The 16,979-nt window shown below is 71.9% G+C and carries 13 protein-coding genes; 3 read left to right on the top strand and 10 right to left on the bottom strand.

The annotated features are described in order from the left end of the window. Nucleotide 1 precedes the first annotated feature (1 nt). A complete protein-coding gene (gltB, locus tag ABZ815_RS31735; protein ID WP_357704393.1) occupies nucleotides 2–4,507 on the bottom strand; it encodes a glutamate synthase large subunit in 4,506 nt (1,501 codons plus the stop codon). A gap of 312 nt (nucleotides 4,508–4,819) precedes the next feature. Between gltB and ABZ815_RS31730 the strand changes: the two genes are divergently transcribed. Further along, nucleotides 4,820–6,361, top strand: coding sequence for a bis-aminopropyl spermidine synthase family protein (locus ABZ815_RS31730; protein WP_357704391.1), 1,542 nt, complete (start codon nucleotides 4,820–4,822; stop codon nucleotides 6,359–6,361). A 28-nt stretch (nucleotides 6,362–6,389) separates the two neighbouring features. Here ABZ815_RS31730 and ABZ815_RS31725 read toward each other — a convergent pair whose 3' ends face one another. Together ABZ815_RS31725 and ABZ815_RS31720 are read right to left on the bottom strand one after the other, a co-directional pair. After that, nucleotides 6,390–7,025 (bottom strand): hypothetical protein, encoded by a 636-nt coding sequence (locus ABZ815_RS31725; protein ID WP_357704389.1) that lies wholly within the window; start codon nucleotides 7,023–7,025, stop codon nucleotides 6,390–6,392. Beyond that, the gene (locus ABZ815_RS31720; RefSeq protein ID WP_357704387.1) at nucleotides 7,022–8,011 is read right to left on the bottom strand and encodes a hypothetical protein; all 990 of its coding nucleotides are present in this window, start codon (nucleotides 8,009–8,011) and stop codon (nucleotides 7,022–7,024) included. Before ABZ815_RS31720 ends, ABZ815_RS31725 begins: the two co-directional genes overlap by 4 nt. Nucleotides 8,012–8,494: 483 nt before the next feature. Between ABZ815_RS31720 and ABZ815_RS31715 the strand changes: the two genes are divergently transcribed. Beyond that, nucleotides 8,495–8,821, top strand: a complete 327-nt coding sequence (locus tag ABZ815_RS31715) for a hypothetical protein (protein WP_357704385.1) — start codon at nucleotides 8,495–8,497, stop codon at nucleotides 8,819–8,821. A 107-nt stretch (nucleotides 8,822–8,928) separates the two neighbouring features. Here the strand turns inward: ABZ815_RS31715 and ABZ815_RS31710 are convergent, their stop codons facing one another. The 5 genes from ABZ815_RS31710 to ABZ815_RS31690 form a co-directional block, all read right to left on the bottom strand. Then, nucleotides 8,929–9,633 (bottom strand): VIT1/CCC1 transporter family protein, encoded by a 705-nt coding sequence (locus ABZ815_RS31710; protein ID WP_357704383.1) that lies wholly within the window; start codon nucleotides 9,631–9,633, stop codon nucleotides 8,929–8,931. Beyond that, nucleotides 9,630–10,673: a prolipoprotein diacylglyceryl transferase gene (gene lgt, locus ABZ815_RS31705; protein ID WP_357704381.1), complete on the bottom strand. Its 1,044-nt coding sequence runs from the start codon at nucleotides 10,671–10,673 to the stop codon at nucleotides 9,630–9,632. Before lgt ends, ABZ815_RS31710 begins: the two co-directional genes overlap by 4 nt. Nucleotides 10,674–10,700: 27 nt before the next feature. Then, nucleotides 10,701–11,465, bottom strand: coding sequence for a thioredoxin domain-containing protein (locus ABZ815_RS31700; RefSeq protein ID WP_357704379.1), 765 nt, complete (start codon nucleotides 11,463–11,465; stop codon nucleotides 10,701–10,703). Then, a complete protein-coding gene (locus tag ABZ815_RS31695) occupies nucleotides 11,437–11,955 on the bottom strand; it encodes a MauE/DoxX family redox-associated membrane protein (protein WP_357704377.1) in 519 nt (172 codons plus the stop codon). Before ABZ815_RS31695 ends, ABZ815_RS31700 begins: the two co-directional genes overlap by 29 nt. A 144-nt stretch (nucleotides 11,956–12,099) precedes the next feature. After that, nucleotides 12,100–12,939 carry a helix-turn-helix transcriptional regulator gene (locus ABZ815_RS31690; protein ID WP_357704375.1) on the bottom strand — a complete coding sequence of 280 codons (840 nt, stop codon included), beginning with the start codon at nucleotides 12,937–12,939 and terminating at the stop codon, nucleotides 12,100–12,102. 106 nt (nucleotides 12,940–13,045) lie between these two features. On the opposite strand from ABZ815_RS31690, the gene ABZ815_RS31685 reads away from it, so the two are divergent. Beyond that, nucleotides 13,046–14,773, top strand: a complete 1,728-nt coding sequence (locus tag ABZ815_RS31685; RefSeq protein ID WP_357704373.1) for a beta-galactosidase family protein — start codon at nucleotides 13,046–13,048, stop codon at nucleotides 14,771–14,773. Nucleotides 14,774–14,861: 88 nt separating this feature from the next. Here the strand turns inward: ABZ815_RS31685 and trpA are convergent, their stop codons facing one another. Both trpA and trpB read right to left on the bottom strand, forming a co-directional pair. Continuing rightward, nucleotides 14,862–15,656, bottom strand: coding sequence for a tryptophan synthase subunit alpha (gene trpA / locus ABZ815_RS31680; protein WP_357704371.1), 795 nt, complete (start codon nucleotides 15,654–15,656; stop codon nucleotides 14,862–14,864). A gap of 86 nt (nucleotides 15,657–15,742) precedes the next feature. Continuing rightward, nucleotides 15,743–16,966 (bottom strand): tryptophan synthase subunit beta, encoded by a 1,224-nt coding sequence (gene trpB / locus ABZ815_RS31675; RefSeq protein ID WP_357704625.1) that lies wholly within the window; start codon nucleotides 16,964–16,966, stop codon nucleotides 15,743–15,745. Between the last annotated feature and the right edge of the window lie 13 nt (nucleotides 16,967–16,979).

The raw sequence follows: 16,979 nt of genomic DNA, 5'->3' as shown, positions 1-16,979 counted from the left end.
CCTAGCCCTGAACCGCAGCCGCCATGACGGCCTCGTCGATGTCCCTGCCTTCGGCGCGGGCGGCCTCGGCGGCCTCCAGCACCCTCTTGTAGTCGGTCGGCATGATCTTGCCGAACCGGGCGAGCGCGGCGTCCCAGTCGGCCAGCAACTGCTTGGCCACCGGGGACGCGGTCTCGGCGAAGTGCTTCTCGACCGTCTCCTTCAGGAACTCGCCGTCCTGCTCGGTCAGCGTCTCGACGGCGACCATCTCGCGGTTGACCCGCTCGGGCCGCGGGTCGAGCAGGTAGGCGACGCCGCCGGACATGCCGGCCGCGAAGTTGCGCCCGGTCTGGCCGAGCACGACCACCCGGCCGCCGGTCATGTACTCGCACCCGTGGTCGCCCACGCCCTCGACGACCGCCGTCGCGCCGGAGTTGCGCACGCAGAAGCGCTCGCCGACCACCCCGCGGACGAACACCTCGCCGGACGTGGCGCCGTACAGGGCGACGTTGCCGGCGATGATGTGGCCGTCGAGCGGGGCCTCCTCGTGCGGCCGGACGGTGATCCGCCCGCCCGACAGGCCCTTGCCGAGGTAGTCGTTGGCGTCGCCGGTCAGGCGCAGCGTGATCCCGCGGGGCAGGAACGCGCCGAAGGAGTTGCCCGCCGAGCCGGTGAAGCCGATGTCGATGGTGTTGTCGGGCAGGCCCTTGCCGCCGTACCGCTTGGTCACCTGGTAGCCGAGCATCGTGCCGACCGTGCGGTTGACGTTGCGGATGGGCAGCTCCAGCGTGACCTGCGTGCCCTCCTTGAGCGCGCCCTCGGCGAGCTGGATCAGGGTGTTGTCGAGGGCGTGCTCCAGGCCGTGGTCCTGCTCGACGGTGCGCCGCTTGGGCGTGCCCTCGGGCAGGTCGGGCTGGTGCAGGATCGGGGACAGGTCGAGGCCGCCGGCCTTCCAGTGGTTCTCCGCGGCCGTCGTGTCGAGCATCTCGACGTGTCCGATCGCCTCGTCGAGCGTGCGGAAGCCCAGCTCGGCCAGGTACTCGCGGATCTCCTCGGCGATGAACTCGAAGAAGTTGACCACGAACTCGGGCTTGCCGCTGAAGCGCTTGCGCAGCTCGGGGTTCTGCGTCGCCACGCCCACCGGGCAGGTGTCGAGGTGGCAGACCCGCATCATCACGCAGCCGGAGACGACCAGCGGGGCGGTGGCGAAGCCGTACTCCTCGGCGCCCAGCAGGGCGGCGATGACGACGTCGCGGCCGGTCTTGAGCTGGCCGTCCACCTGCACGACGATGCGGTCGCGCAGGTTGTTCAGCAGCAGCGTCTGCTGGGTCTCGGCCAGGCCGAGCTCCCAGGGCGCGCCCGCGTGCTTGAGCGAGGTCAGCGGCGAGGCGCCGGTGCCGCCGTCGTGGCCGGAGATGAGCACCACGTCGGCGTGGGCCTTGGACACGCCCGCCGCGACCGTGCCGACGCCGACCTCGGCGACCAGCTTCACGTGGACCCTGGCCTCCGGGTTGGAGTTCTTCAGGTCGTGGATGAGCTGGGCCAGGTCCTCGATCGAGTAGATGTCGTGGTGCGGCGGCGGCGAGATGAGGCCGACGCCGGGCGTGGAGTGGCGGGTCTTGGCGATCCACGGGTAGACCTTGTGGCCGGGGAGCTGGCCGCCCTCGCCGGGCTTGGCCCCCTGAGCCATCTTGATCTGCAGGTCGGCCGCGTTGACCAGGTATTCGCTGGTGACGCCGAACCGGCCGGAGGCCACCTGCTTGATCGCCGACCTGCGGGTGGCGTCGTACAGGCGCTCGGGGTCCTCGCCGCCCTCGCCGGTGTTGGACTTGCCGCCGAGCCGGTTCATCGCGATGGCGAGCGTCTCGTGCGCCTCCATCGAGATCGAGCCGTACGACATCGCGCCCGTGGAGAAGCGCTTGACGATGCTCTCGACGGGCTCGACCTCGTCGAGCGGGATCGGCTGCCCCTTGCGCAGCCTGAACAGGCCGCGCAGGGTCATCAGCCGCTCGGCCTGGGAGTCCACGAGGCTCGTGTACTCCTTGAAGATCTCGTAGCGGCGGGTGCGGGTGGCGTGCTGCAGCTTGAAGACGGTCTCGGGGTTGAACAGGTGCGGCTCGCCCTCGCGCCGCCACTGGTACTCGCCGCCGACCTGGAGCCTGCGGTGGGCGTTCTCCGCCCGGGGGTAGGCGTGGCGGTGGCGCTGGGCGGTCTCCTCGGCCAGCACGTCGAAGCCGACGCCGCCCAGGCGGGACGTCGTGCCGGTGAAGCAGGCGTCGATGACCTCCTGGCTCAGGCCGAGCGCCTCGAAGATCTGCGCGCCGGTGTAGGAGGCCACCGTGGACACGCCCATCTTGGACATGACCTTGATGACGCCCTTGCCGTACGCCTTGATCAGGTTGCGGACGGCCTTGTGCTTGCCGATCTGGAGCGCCCCGGTGTCGACCAGGTCCTCGACGGTCTCGATCGCCAGGTACGGGTTGACCGCGCCGGCGCCGTAGCCGATGAGCAGCGCCATGTGGTGGCACTCGCGGGCCTCACCGGTCTCGATGACCAGCCCGATCTTGGTCCGGGTCTTCTCCTGGATCAGGTGGTGGTGCACCGCGCCGGTGAGCAGCAGCGACGGGATCGGGGCGAGCGCGTCGGAGGAGCCGCGGTCGGACAGCACGATGATGCGCGCGCCGTCCGCGATGGCCGCCGACGCCTCGGCCCTGATCTCGGCCAGGCGGCCGAGCAGCGCCTGGCCGCCGCCCGCGACCTCGTACAGGCCGCTGATGACGTGCGGGTGGAAGCCCGGCAGGTCGTGCTCGTCGTTGATGTGGATGATCTTGGCGAGCTCGTCGTTGTCGATCACCGGGTACGGCAGCACGAGCTGGCGGCAGGAGGTCGGGCCCGGGTCGAGCAGGTTGCCCTCGGGGCCGAGCACGCTGGCCAGCGAGGTGACCAGCTCTTCCCGGATGGCGTCCAGCGGCGGGTTGGTGACCTGCGCGAACAGCTGCGTGAAGTAGTCGAACAGCAGCCGCGGCTTCTCGCTCAGCACCGCGACCGGCGTGTCGGTGCCCATCGAGCCGATCGGCTCGGCACCGGACCTGGCCATCGGCGACAGGATGATCCGCAGCTCTTCCTCGGTGTAGCCGAAGGTCTGCTGCCGCTTGACCAGCGCCTCGTGCGTGGGGATCTCCCGCTGGCGCGCCGGCAGCTCCTCGAACCTGACCAGCCCGGCGTGCAGCCACTCCTCGTACGGGAGCTCGGCGGCCAGCTCGGCCTTGATCTCGTCGTCCTCGATGATCTTGCCGCGGGCGGTGTCGATGAGGAACATACGGCCCGGCTGGAGGCGGCCCTTGCGGACGACGTCCTCGGGCTGGAAGTCGAGCACGCCGGCCTCGGAGGCCAGCACGACCAGCCCGTCGGCGGTCACCCAGAAGCGCCCCGGACGCAGGCCGTTGCGGTCGAGCACGGCCCCGGCCAGCGTGCCGTCGGTGAACGTGATCGAGGCCGGGCCGTCCCACGCCTCCATGAGGGAGGAGTGGAACTCGTAGAAGGCGCGGCGCGCCGGATCCATCTCGGTGTGGTTCTCCCACGCCTCGGGGATCATCATCAGCACCGCGTGCGGCAGGCTCCGGCCGCCGATGTGCAGCAGCTCCAGGGCCTCGTCGAAGCTGGCGGTGTCGCTGCCGTCGGGGTCGCAGATCGGGAAGAGCCTGGAGATGTCGCCCGGGATGTGGGCGGAGGACAACATCGCCTCGCGGGCCCGCATCCAGTTGCGGTTGCCCTTGACGGTGTTGATCTCGCCGTTGTGCGCCACGTACCGGTAGGGGTGGGCCAGCGGCCAGCTGGGGAACGTGTTGGTGGAGAAGCGCGAGTGCACCAACGCGATCGCGCTCTCGTAGCGCTCGTCGCTCAGGTCGGGGAAGAACGGCTCGACCTGATCGGGCGTGAGCATCCCCTTGTAGACCACCGTGCGGGCCGACAGCGAGGGGAAGTAGACGTCGGCCTCGTGCTCGGACCGCTTGCGCAGGCAGAAGGCCAGCCGGTCGAGGTCGAGGCCCTGCTCGCCGCCGGGGCTCGCCACGAAGAGCTGGGCGAAGTGCGGCATGACGGCGCGGGCGCTCGGGCCCGGCAGGGCGCGGTCGACGGGGACGTCCCGCCAGCCCAGCACCGTGAGGCCCTCCTCGGCCGCGATCTCCTCGATCAGGCCGGTGGCGACGCCCCTGGCCTGCTCGTCGGCCGGCAGGAAGGCGATGCCGGTCGCGTACGCGCCGGCCTCGGGCAGCGCGAACGGCACGACCGCGCGGTAGAACCCATCGGGGATCTGCGTCAGGATCCCGGCTCCGTCGCCGGTGTCCGGCTCGCTACCCTTGGCTCCCCTGTGGTCGAGATTGCACAACGCCGTCAGCGCCTTGACCACGATCGTGTGCCCCCGGCGTCCGGCGACGTCCGCGACCATGGCGACACCGCAGGCATCATGCTCGTTGGCGGGGTGGTAGAGGCCCTGAGGCTCGGGGAATCCGAGGTGGGCAGCAGGCATTGAATCCCTCCCGTCGTCTTCGTCTGTCAAGAACTGCTCTACAGGCGGGGACGACGTTGGCCCTGCTGCATATCGTGGGTAGAGATTACCGCACGCTGCCGGAATGGTGCCCGCCGCGTCCGCATTGCGAACATTGCGCACGGTTCCAGCATCCGAACCCGCCATCCCAAACCCCGGACCAGGCCATGAGAATTCCCAGGTCACACCCCTGCCGCCCCATGGCCCTCACAGACCCCTGAAGCTCCTCCCGAACGGCCCCGGCCCACCCGGCGGACGGCCGGAGCCGGCCCCGCCCCTCGATAGGGTTGGCGCATGGATCGTGACGGGGTGGAGCGCCTTCTCGCCGAGGCCGGGGTCGACGGCAGGCGGCTGCGGCACGCCCTCACCCTCCTGTGCGACGGCCAGTGGTGGTCCCTGGCCGACCTGGTCAGGCAGACCGCCACCTCCAGGCGCACGATCGAGGCCCTGCTGCGCGAGGTGCGCCTGGAGCGCTCGGGCGACCGGTTCCGGGTGGCTCCGGGCGACACGCCCGCCTACCAGGACCTGCTGGCCATGGCGCCGCCTCCCGAGGACCCGGTGGCCCACCTGCTCCCCCACTACCCCGACGCGCTCGAACGCCTGACCGTGCTGGTCGCGGGCGCGCCGCGGGCCCGCCACGTGATCGACCACGTCTCGGCCACGCCGGAGACGGCGCTGCGGCGCGCGCTGCTGCTCGGGGCGCGGTTCTGGCTGCCGGGGGCGCGGCTGCTGTGCGTCGGCGACCACGACCTGACCTCGCTGGCCGTCAAGCTGGTCCATCCCGAGACCGACGTCACGGTGGTCGACGTCGACGAGCGCATCCTGGCCTACATCGACGAGCAGGGGCTCGGGGTCCGCACCCGCTGGGCCGACCTGCGGCTGGGGCTGCCGGCCTCGGCCCGGGAGCACGATCTGGCGTTCACCGACCCGCCGTACACGCCGGAGGGCATCGGGCTGTTCGCGGCGCGCGCCCTGGAGGGCCTGAAGGACGACGGGCGGGTGCTGGTGGCGTACGGCGCCAGCGAGCGTACGCCGATGCTGGCCTTCAAGGTCCAGCAGGCGTTGTCGGAGCTCAACCTCACCTACGAGGCGATTTACCCTGATTTCAATAGATATTTCGGGGCGGAGGCGATCGGGTCGGCGGCCGATCTCTACCTGCTGCGGCCCACGAGCAAGACCCGCCCGGCGGTGAACGCCCGGCTGGGCCGTCAGGCCACGGCCATCTACACGCAGGGCCCCCAGTCGGTCGAGTCGGCCCCCGCCGCGCACGCGGCGCCCGATCTGGCCGGGTTCGAGGCCGACCTGCTGGTGGGCGAGTGGCCCAAGGAGGCGGCCCAGCCGCGGGTGCGGCTGTCGACCTGGCTGGCCAAGCCCTACGCGGCGGCCGCCGAGCGGGTGGCCGTCGCGCTGCCGCCCGGGTTGGAGGCCGCGCTGCCCCGCGTGCTGCTCGCCACCCGCGCCACGCACGTACGCGTGTGGGGGGCCGACCTGCCGCCGCTGCCCGACGCGCTGTCCGCCGTCTACGAGTCGCGCCGCACGGGCGGGGCGCTCGACGCCGTACGCCGTCCGCAGCCCGCCGGAGCGGCCGACGCGGTGCTGCGCCGGATCCTCGACAACGGCCACGCCAAGCTGGCCAACACCTGGCGGGAGGCGCTCATCGCGGCGGCCCGCGACCAGGGCACGGCCCTCACCAAGAACGAGGCCCGCGCCCTCATCCGCCAGACCGCTCCCTGGTCCGACGACCTGACCCCCCTGGAAGCGCCCCTCCACCGCCTGACCGGCCTCCCGGCCGCCGTCTCCACCACCGTCACCGCCCTCACCACGACCACCCCCTGACCCCTTCGACGGGACAGACAGCGGGCGGTCAGGTGGCGGCGAGGATGCGGTTCTGGACCACGCGGCCGAGGCCGTCGAGGGCGACGAGTGCGGTGACCAGGTCGTCGGCGGAGGCCGTTCCGCCCGCCCAGCTCACCGTCACGTAGTGGCCCATGGCACGCGCCTGGGCACGGCTGCGGGCGGCGTCGAACGCGGCGTCCTGGCGGACGAAGCCGTCCTTGCCGAGGGCGGCCACCAGCGCGTCGGCCGCGCGCCCGTCGGGCAGGTTGAAGATGGCGAACTGCCCGGCCAGCCCGCCGCCCTCGTACGCGGCCCCCAGCACCTGCGTGCACCCGGCCGCCGAGGCGCCCCACAGGACCTCGTCGCAGTCGGCGTGCTCCTGCGTGGAGAGCCGCCGCAGGGAGCCGAGCGTCTCGGTCTGGGCGGTGAAGACCTCCTGCACGGTCAGCGGCGCGGCGTCGGCCCGGCGGGAGTCGACGGCCGCGTAGAAGTCCGAGGTGGGCTCGCCCCGGAAGGCGGCCGGCCGCGGCTCCCCCGGACGCAGCCACAACCACCCGGCCACCGCGACCGCCAGAACCCCCAAGGCCACCCCGGCCACGACGACCGCACGACGCGACCTCCTGGACGGCGCTCCGGCGGTCCCGTCCGCGTGAGCGGAGGTCACGAGGCCGGTCCCGTGATCGCGACGACCCGGCGGTAGACGGACTTCTCCGCGCCGCGCAGCGCCAGGGTGACGGAGACGAAGTCGTCCTTGGCGGTGGGGTCGAGGCCGTCGGTCTTGCCGATCCAGACGAGCCCGACGTAGTGCCCGAGCGCGTAACCGCCGCCCTCGGAGTAACCGCCCGCCGGGAAGGACGCCTTCGAGGACGTCAGAGGGCGTGCCCAGCCGCCCCGGTAGAGGGTCTTCAGGGATTCGACCAGCTCGCCGGCCGACTGGCCGTCCTTGAGGTTGAGCAGCGTGTACTGACCGACGTAACGGCCGTCGGAGCTGGTGTACAGGCCGCGGGCCGCCTGGAGGCAGCCGGCGTCGGACACCTTCTCCAGCAGGGTCGTGCCCCACAGGGCGGCCGAGCAGTCGGCGTCGATGCGCTTGGCGGCGAGCTTGAGCTTGAGCTTCTTGGAGACCGCGAGCTCGCTCTGCGCGAACACCTCCTTCTCGGTGAGGTCGCGGCTGTCCTTGCTCCTGTCGGCCAGGGAGGCGAACAGCTTGGGCGAGCTCCAGCCCTGGTAGGACACGGGGAAGGCGGCGTCCGGGCCCAGGACGGCGGCGTTGGCCTGGCGCTCTGGGGTGTAGTCGCCGAGCGAGCTGACGACCGCCACCAGCCCCGTCGCGCCCGCGACGACGCCGATGACCGTGGCGATGATGACGATCAGCCGCTGCTGATCGGGGCGCAGGCCCCACTCGGTGAGCACCGGGAACTGCCAGTCGGAACGCGGCGTCCGGCGCCGCTTGCGCGTCCCGGAGCCGGTCGCCGGCTCCGCCTGCTCCCCGGACGGCCGCGACGCTCCCGTCGCCCCGAAGGCCCCGAAACCGTCGGCCTGCTCGTCACCGTCCGCGGCGGCGCCGCGCCGTCCCTGCCGGGGCTGCTCACCGGTGTCCGTCGCCGCGGCGCGACGGCCCGACCGGGCGGCCTCCGCCAGGTCGTCCATGCTCGCGGCCCAGACGGCGTCATCGCTGTCGGACGCACGCCTCCGCCCGTGAGCCCCTTCCCCGCCCTCCTGGGAACGCCTGCCCCTGGACGCCTCCGCGCCGTCCTGGGAACGTCTCCCGCGCGAACGTCGCCCACGCGGCGCGGCGGCCTCGCCGGCGGGACGAGCCGCCCACTGAGCATCAGAACCCTGCGAATCGGCCTGAGCCGCCCATTGAGCATCCGACCACTGAGACCCGGCGGCCCACTGCGCGTTCGACCCCTGAGAGCCGGAACCAGCAGGCCATTGGGCATCTGACCCCTGTGAGGCGGGGCGAGCCGCCCACTGCGCGTCCGACCCCTGAGCTGCCCACTGCGCGTCCGAGCCCTGAGGGGCGATGTGCGGGGACCGCGGGCCATCGGGGCCCTGCGGGGCAGTGTGCGAGGGCCACGGGCCGTCGAGTCCTTGGGGGGCGGTGTGCGGGGGCCATGCGGTGTCGGGCCCTTGGGGGGCGGACGGGCGGGATGCCCAGCCCGCGTCCGGGGGCTGTTGGGGGCGGGCGGCGCGGCGGGCCGCCCAGAGGTCCTGGCCCCCCTCGCCACCGCTCACCTGCTGCTCAGGCGGCACGGCCTCGGCGGCGCGGGCGGCGGAACGGCGGCGGGCCCTCCCGGACCCCGATCCACGCCCGCCACGCCCTCCTCCCATGCCACCGGAACGACCGACGCCAGAAGCGCCACCACCGGAAGCACCGCCACCGGAAGCGCCTGCGGCGGCACCGCCGCCACGGCCGACGCCACCGCCGCCGACACCACCGCCGCCGACACCACCTGAACCGCCATAAATGCCAGAAGTGCCCGCAGAACCGCCGGTGCCGGAAGCGCCGCCGGGATCGCCAGGGCCACCGGAGCCGGAACCGGACCCGGAGCGTCGTCCCGATCTCACAGTCCCGACGCCCCGATCAACTTGCCCAGCCCGAACGTGATCCCCGCCGCGACCGCGCCCACCACGAGCTGACGCAACCCCGAGTACCACCAGCTGCGCGCCGTCACGGCGGACACCAGCGCGCCCGCCCCGAACAACGCCGCGCACGACACCACGGCCGACACGGTAAGCCCCTCGACTCCGAACAAGTACGGCAGGAGCGGCAGCACCGCCCCCACACTGAACGACACGAACGACGACACCGCCGCCACCTTCGGCGAGGGCAGCGCGCCGGAAACGACACCCAGCTCGTTCTGGGTGTGGACCTCAAGGGCCCGCTCGGGGTTACGGGAGATCTGCGTGGCAACCGCGGTGGCCAGCTCGGGCTCCACCCCCTTGTCCACGAAGGACTGAGCCAGCTCGGCCAGCTCGGCCTCCGGGTTGCCCGCGAGCTCCCGCTTCTCCACGGCGATCTCGGCCTGGGCCAGCTCGCGCTGGCTGGCCACGGAGACGTACTCGCCGCCCGCCATGGACAGGGCTCCGGCCGCCAGCCCGGCCACGCCGCTGAGGGCGACGACCTTGGTGCTGGTGGTGCCGCCCGCGACACCGGCGATGAGCGCGAAGTTCGACACCAGGCCGTCCATCGCGCCGAACACCGAGGGCCGCAACCAGCCCCCGCTGACGTCGCGATGGCGATGGTGGATCTCCGCGCCGCCGGTCATCGCGGGTTCGTCTCCTTCGTCGCGGACTCGGCGTCCGCGTCGGCGTCGGCGTCGCCGTGGGTGTCGGGGGCGGCGCCGGAGGGCTCGTCCCCGGCCGAGGTGGCCGGGCCGTCGTCCTCCTCCGGGCGCTCGGCCACGACCGCGGCCGGCGCGTCGGACGAGCCCGGGTCGGCCTGGCCGCTCTCGTGCGCCGGATCCACCGTCAGGTCGAGCGGCACGACCCTCTCCTCGGTGTCCTTGTTCCTGGTCAGCCAGAGGTAGACCAGCGCGCCGACGAACAGCACGATGGACGTCCACTGGTTGAGCCGCAGGCTGAGGAAGGTCACCGCGTGGTCGACCCCGCCGACCGGGTCGATGCGCAGCCCCTCGATCCAGAAGCGGCCGAGCGTGTAGCCCGCGACGTAGAGGGCGAACAGCCGCCCGTGCCGCAGCGCGAACCGCTTGCCCGCCAGGATGAGCAGGAAGCCGAGCGCGACGTCCCACAGCGACTCGTACAGGAAGGTCGGGTGGTACAGGACGCCCGGCTCGCCGCCGTGGTCGACGTCGATCTCCAGGCCCCACGGCAGCGTGGTCGGGCTGCCGTAGAGCTCCTGGTTGAACCAGTTGCCCCAGCGGCCGATGGCCTGCGCGAAGGCGATGCCCGGCGCGACCGTGTCGGCGACGGCGCTCATGGAGATGCCGCGCTTGCGCACGGCCCACCACACGCCGACCCCGCCGAGCGCGATCGCGCCCCAGATGCCGAGACCGCCCTCCCAGATGAACAGGGCCTGGTACGGCTCCTTGATCGCACGGCTGCCGAAGTAGGTCTGCCAGTCGGTGATGACGTGGTAGAGCCGACCGCCGATCAGGCCGAAGATCACCGCGGGGACGGCGATGTCGATGATCGTCCCTTTCTGGCCGCCGCGAGCGACCCAACGCCGCTCGCTCAGCCATACGGCGACGACGACGCCGAGCACGATGCACAGTGCATAGGCCCGGATCGGGATGATTCCGAGATACCAGACCCCCTGGGAAGGGCTGGGAATCGAGGCTAGGGGCATGTCAGGTGAGGGTAGCGCAGCCTGCGGCTACTTGGCGGCCTTCGTGACCGCATCGCGAAGTTGCTGCGGCGAGAACGCCGCCTCGCCGATGCTGGTGCCGTTGAGCTTCACGGTGGGCGTGCCCTCGATCGCCTGCTTCTCCATGATCTTCGCACTGTCGGTCAGCACGGCGGGCGCGTGCTTCTGGGACGTGACGCAACTCTCGAAATCGGGCGAGGTGACACCGGCCTCCTTGCCCCACGTGACGAGCTGGTCGGTCTTGAAGCCCTCGACGGTCTCGGCCGGCTGGTTCTTGTAGATCAGGTCGTGGAAGGCCATCCACTGCTTGCCGTCGGCCACGCAGCGGGCGGCCGCCGCCGCGCGCACGGAGTTGCCCTTCGTCGGCTCCCTGGAGAAGATCGTGATGGGATGGAAGACGACCTTGGCCTTGCCCTCGGCGGCCAGGTTCTTGAAGGTCTGGCCGCTGACGCGCTCCAGCTCCTTGCAGACCGGGCACTGGAAGTCCTCGTAGATGTCGACCACCGGCTGGGTCACGCCCGCCTGGGCCATCACGGCGCTGCCGTCGGGCTGCACGGTGATCGGCGCGAGCCCGGCCCCGGCCTCCTCCGACTTGGAGGAGCTGATGGTGTACCAGGCGCCGAGGCCGACGGCGGCCACCGCGACCACCGCGGCGGTCGTGTAGGTCACCACTTTCTTGCGCCGCTCCTGGGCGCGTGCGGCGGCCTGCTGCTCTCTGATCTTGTCGCGCGCCGACATGTTCCGGTCAGACTTGGTGCGCTGGGCTTTGCTCATCCTCGATCTCCTCGTCACCTGGTTCCTCGTCACCTGTTTCCTCGGCACCCGCCAGTCCGAGCGCCCCGTCGAGGGCGAACCGTCCCGGCGGGAAGCGGACCGTCCACGCGCCGAGCAGCACCAGGCCGAAGTCGCGCAGGATGTCGAGCAGATAGGCCGGCTCCTGTCCTGACTCCAGCTGGCCGCCGCCGCCGAAGCAGCCGCAGTCGATCCGCAGGCCGTGCGCCCAGGCCCAGGCGATGCCGAACACGAAGGCGAACATGAGCAGCGCGGCGATCACCGCGGCCACCCTGGTCAGCAGACCGACGACCAGCAGCACGCCGACGACGATCTCCAGGATCGGCAGGATGTAGCCCACCATCTCGGCGATCGACTCGGGCAGCAACTGGTACGCCTTGACCGCGACCACCGAGTCGGACGGGTTGCCGATCTTCAGCGCGCCCGCCGCGATCAGCACGCCCCCCAGGATCAGCCGGGCGACGGTCGTCACCCAGGGTATCGCCGTTCTGCCGTTGCGTGACGGTTGTGACGCGACCACGGATGATCTCCTCTTTCTCTGCGCCGGGAATGCGCACAGTACCGGGACATCATCCGATCACGCTCGGGATAAGGGTCGGCTAAGACAGAGTCCCGTTCACTTCATGGTAGGAAGTCCACGATACTGCTGCGTCCGGAATTCGCTGGGCGGCAGACCGGCGCGGCGGGTGAACAACCTGGTGAAATACGCCGGGTCGGCATAGCCGACGCGCCGGGCCACGGCGGCCACGGGCAGGTCGGTGGTGGCCAGCAGATCCTTGGCCCGGTTGAGCCTGATGGACAGCACGTAGTCCTTGGGGCTGCACCCGGCCAGCCGTCGTACGGCGCGGCGCAGCTCGGTCAGCGGCATGCCGAGGCGCCTGGCGTGCTCGGCCACCGGCACCGGCAGGCAGGCGTCCCTGGCCAGCCCGGCCAGCACCGGGTCGCCGTACGGGTCCTCGTCGGCGCGGGCGCGCCTGAGGGCGACCAGGACCTCGTGCACGATGGCCGAGGTCTCCACCTCCAGGTACGGTCCGCCCCTGCGGCACGCCTGGGCGATGCGGCCGATGGCGTGGGCGGCCGGTTCGGCCGTGGTGAGGGGGGTGACCGGGTTGTCCGCGTCCACGAAGCCCAGGTCCTGGTAGACGGCGGCGGAGGGGCCTGCGAAGTCGACGAACCACTCGTCCCAGCCGGCCTCGTCGGGCGCGTAGTGGTGGGACACGCCGGGCAGGAGCCAGATGACGGCCGGTGCCACGACGTCCACGACGGGCCCGTCGGCCTGGGAGAACCAGCCGCGGCCCGCGGTGACCAGGACGGCGACGTGGTGCTGCAGGGTACGCGGCCCGACCGTGGGCAGCCGCCCCTCCTGGCGCCCGACGCCGAGGCACACCAGGCCGAGCCCCCGGTGGGCGGGGCCGGGGGTGAGGTAGCGCATCCACTTGTCGTAGGGCGGCGTCATGCGGTCTCCGCGGGTGAGTCCAACAGATTGACTGGGTTTGTCCATGGCCGCTGACCTGCGGTCTCGGCCAGGATGCGGGGCGCGAAATCCTACCGGAGGAAGAGTTATGGGTGTTTTCTCGGTCGAGAACGGAGTGTTCCGGCTCGACGGCGCGGACTTCAGGGTGTTGTCGGGGGCCATGCACTATTTCCGGGTGCATCCCGGGCAGTGGCGGCACCGGCTGGCGATGCTGCGGGCGATGGGCCTGAACACGGTCGAGACGTACGTGCCGTGGAACCTGCACGAGCCGCGCAGGGGCGAGTTCCGCCGGATGGAGGAGCTGGGCGCGTTCCTGGACGCGGCGGCCGAGGAGGGGCTGCTGGCGATCGTGCGGCCGGGGCCGTACATCTGCGCCGAATGGGACAACGGCGGCCTGCCCACCTGGCTCACCGGCCGGGTCAGGACCTCCGACCCCGAGTACCTGGGCCACGTGGACCGCTACTTCGACCGGCTGCTCCCGCAGGTCGCCGAGCGGCAGGTGACCCGCGGCGGCAACGTGATCATGGTCCAGGTGGAGAACGAGTACGGCTCCTACGGCAGCGACCAGGCCTACCTCCGCCACCTGGCGGACGGCCTGACGTCCCGGGGCGTCGAGGTGCCCCTGTTCACCTCCGACGGCCCCGCCGACTGGTACCTGACCGGCGGCACCCTGCCGGGCGTGCTGGCCACGGTGAACTTCGGCTCCGACCCCGACCGGGCGTTCGCCGCGTTGCGCGAGCACCGGCCTGACGACCCGCCGTTCTGCATGGAGTTCTGGTGCGGCTGGTTCGACCACTGGGGCCACAAGCACATGACCAGGGACGCCGGCGACGCGGCCGCCGTCCTGGAGCGCATCCTCGAACTCGGCGCGTCGGTGAACCTGTACATGGCGCACGGCGGCACCAACTTCGGCGCCCGGGCGGGCGCCAACCAGGCCGGCGAGCGGGCGATGGGCGACTGGCGGCCGACCGTGACCTCCTACGACTACGACGCGCCGATCGACGAGCGCGGGGCGCCGACCGAGAAGTTCTGGCGCTTCCGCGAGGTGCTGTCGCGGTACACGGGCGAGCCGCCCGCGGTGCCGCCGGTCCCGGATGTGCTGCCGCCGGCGACGCTGCGGCCCGTACAGTCGGTGCCGCTGCTGGAGGCGCTGGAGGCGGTGGCGGGGCCCGAGACGCATGCGCCGGTGCCGCCGTCGTTCGAGGAGCTGGGGCTGGAGCACGGCCTGGTGCTGTACCGGGGGCAGGTGCCGGGGCCGCGGGGCGCGTACCGGCTGAGGCTGCCCGGGCTGCGTGACCGGGCGCACGTGCTCGTGGACGGCCGGCTCGCCGGGGTGTTCGAGCGCGACGCCGAGGAGCCCGAGGTGTCGGTGTCCGGCCCCGCCACGGTGGAGCTGCTGGTGGAGTCGATGGGACGGACGAACTACGGGCCGCTGACCGGTGAGAGCAAGGGCCTGACCGGTGGGGTGCTGCACCACCAGCAGTACCTGAACGGGTGGAGCGCGCGGCCGATCCCGCTGGAGGACGTCTCGGCGGTGCCGTTCGCCGACGGCGCGGACGCCGGGCCGCGCTCGTTCTTCCGCTTCCTCCTGGAGGTGGACGAACCCGCCGACACGTTCCTGGCACTGCCCGGCTGGGGCAAGGGGTACGTCTGGGTGAACGGCTTCTGCCTGGGCCGCTACTGGGACCGCGGCCCGCAGCGCACCCTCTACGTCCCGGCCCCGCTGCTGCGCGCCGGGACGAACGAGATCGTCGTACTCGAACTCGACCAGGTGGGCCGGACACTGGACCTCCGCACCACCGCCGACCTGGGCTGACCTCCGCCACCCCGCTCGGCGCCTCCGAGATGAGCACGACGAAAAGGCGCGCCCCCACCCAGGGGACGCGCCTTCGCCACGATGAGGGTCAGCGGCGCACGCCGCGCGCCATGTCGCCGGCCAGCGCCATGATCGACTCACGGCCCGCGGCCTCGTCAGGCGCGTCGAGGATGCGGCGGATGAACGCCGACCCCACGATCACGCCGTCGGCGTAGCGGGCCACCTCGGCCGCCTGCGCGCCCGTGCCGACGCCCAGGCCCACGCACACGGGCAGGTCGGTGTGCTCGCGGGTGCGCTTGACCAGGCCCTCGGCCGCGGAGTTGACGCTCTCCCTGGCGCCCGTGACGCCCATCAACGAGGCGGCGTAGACGAAGCCGGTGCAGCAGTCGACCACGGCCTTGATGCGCTCCTCGGTGGAGCTGGGCGCCACCAGGAACACCGTGTCGATGCCCGCCTCGGCCGAGGCCCGGCGCCACGGCTCGGACTCCTCCGGCGTCAGGTCGGGCGTGATCGTGCCCACGCCGCCCGCGTTGGCCAGGTCGCGGGCGAACCGGTCGGCGCCGTAGCGGTCGATCGGGTTCCAGTACGTCATGACGAGCGTGGCGGCCCCCGTGGCGGCGACCCCTTCGACCGTGCGCATCACGTCGGCGATGCGGGTGCCGTTGACCAGCGAGCGGTGCACCGCGTCCTGGATCGTCGGGCCGTCCATCAGCGGGTCGGAGTAGGGCAGGCCGATCTCGATGACGTCGCAGCCCGCCTCGACCAGGGCCGCGGCGGCGGCGATCGCACCGTCCTTGGACGGGAAGCCGGCAGGCAGGTAGCCGACGAGCGCGGCCCGGTTGTCCGCCTTCGCCTTGGCGAAAACCGTCTGAAGAGTCGTCATGTCTGTCCGTTTCGAAGGTCGAGTCCCACCCATGATGCCCTGCCGCAGGCCGTCTCAGGGTGTTCCGCGCCGCGCGGGCGAGGGCGTCAGAGGTTGAAGTACTTCATCGCGGTGCCCATGTCCTTGTCGCCGCGCCCGGACAGGTTGACCAGGATCGTCGACTCGGGACCGAGCTCGCGGCCCAGCTTCAGCGCGCCCGCCAGCGCGTGGGAGGACTCGATGGCCGGGATGATGCCCTCGGTCCTGGCCAGCAGCGCGAACGCCGCCATGGCCTCGTCGTCGGTGACGCCGTGGTAGGTGGCGCGGCCGGAGTCCTTCAGCCAGGCGTGCTCGGGGCCGACGCCCGGGTAGTCGAGCCCGGCCGAGATCGAGTGGGACTCGATCGTCTGGCCCTCGTCGTCCTGCAGCACGTACGTGCGCGAGCCGTGCAGCACGCCCACCGAACCGGCGGTGAGGGTGAGCGCGTGCTCGCCGCTCTCCAGGCCGTGACCGGCGGCCTCGTAGCCGTGCAGGGCCACGCCCTCGTCGCCGATGAAGGCGTGGAAGATGCCGATGGCGTTGCTGCCGCCGCCGACCGCCGCGCACACCGCGTCGGGCAGCTTGCCGGTCAGCTCCAGCATCTGGCGGCGGGCCTCGACGCCGATGATGCGCGCGAAGTCGCGCACGATCTCGGGGAACGGGTGGGGGCCGGCGACGGTGCCGAACAGGTAGTGAGTGGTGTCGACGTTGGTCACCCAGTCGCGGAACGCCTCGTTGATGGCGTCCTTCAGCGTCTTGGAACCGTTGTGGACCGGCACCACGGTGGCGCCGAGCAGCTTCATCCGCGCCACGTTGAGCGCCTGGCGCTCGCAGTCGACGGCGCCCATGTAGATGACGCACTCCAGGCCGAGCAGGGCGGCCGCGGTGGCGGTGGCCACTCCGTGCTGGCCGGCGCCGGTCTCGGCGATCACCCGCTTCTTGCCCAGGCGCTTGGTCAGCAACGCCTGGCCGAGCACGTTGTTGATCTTGTGGGCGCCCGTGTGGGTCAGGTCCTCCCGCTTGAGCACGACGCGCGCGCCGCCGGCCTCCTCGCTGAAGCGAGCCACGTCGGTCAGCGTGGTCGGCCGGCCCGCGTAGGTGCGCAGCAGGTGGTCGAACTCGCGCAGGAACTGCGCGTCGGTCTTGGCCTTCTCGTAGACGGCGGCCACCTCGTCGAGCGCCGGGATGAGCGCCTCGGGCACGTAGCGGCCGCCGAAGATGCCGAACTTGCCGTGCAGGTCGGGGTCGTTGCCGTACGCGGCGCCGCCATCGAGGTCGGCGGCGCTGAGGATGGAGCCTTCGTTA

Origin of the sequence: Nonomuraea sp. NPDC047529 (assembly GCF_040642995.1) — a bacterium.
GTDB lineage: Bacteria > Actinomycetota > Actinomycetes > Streptosporangiales > Streptosporangiaceae > Nonomuraea.
The sequence above is the reverse complement of the archived record's forward strand: the minus strand, read 5'-3'. Positions and strand labels throughout refer to the sequence as shown.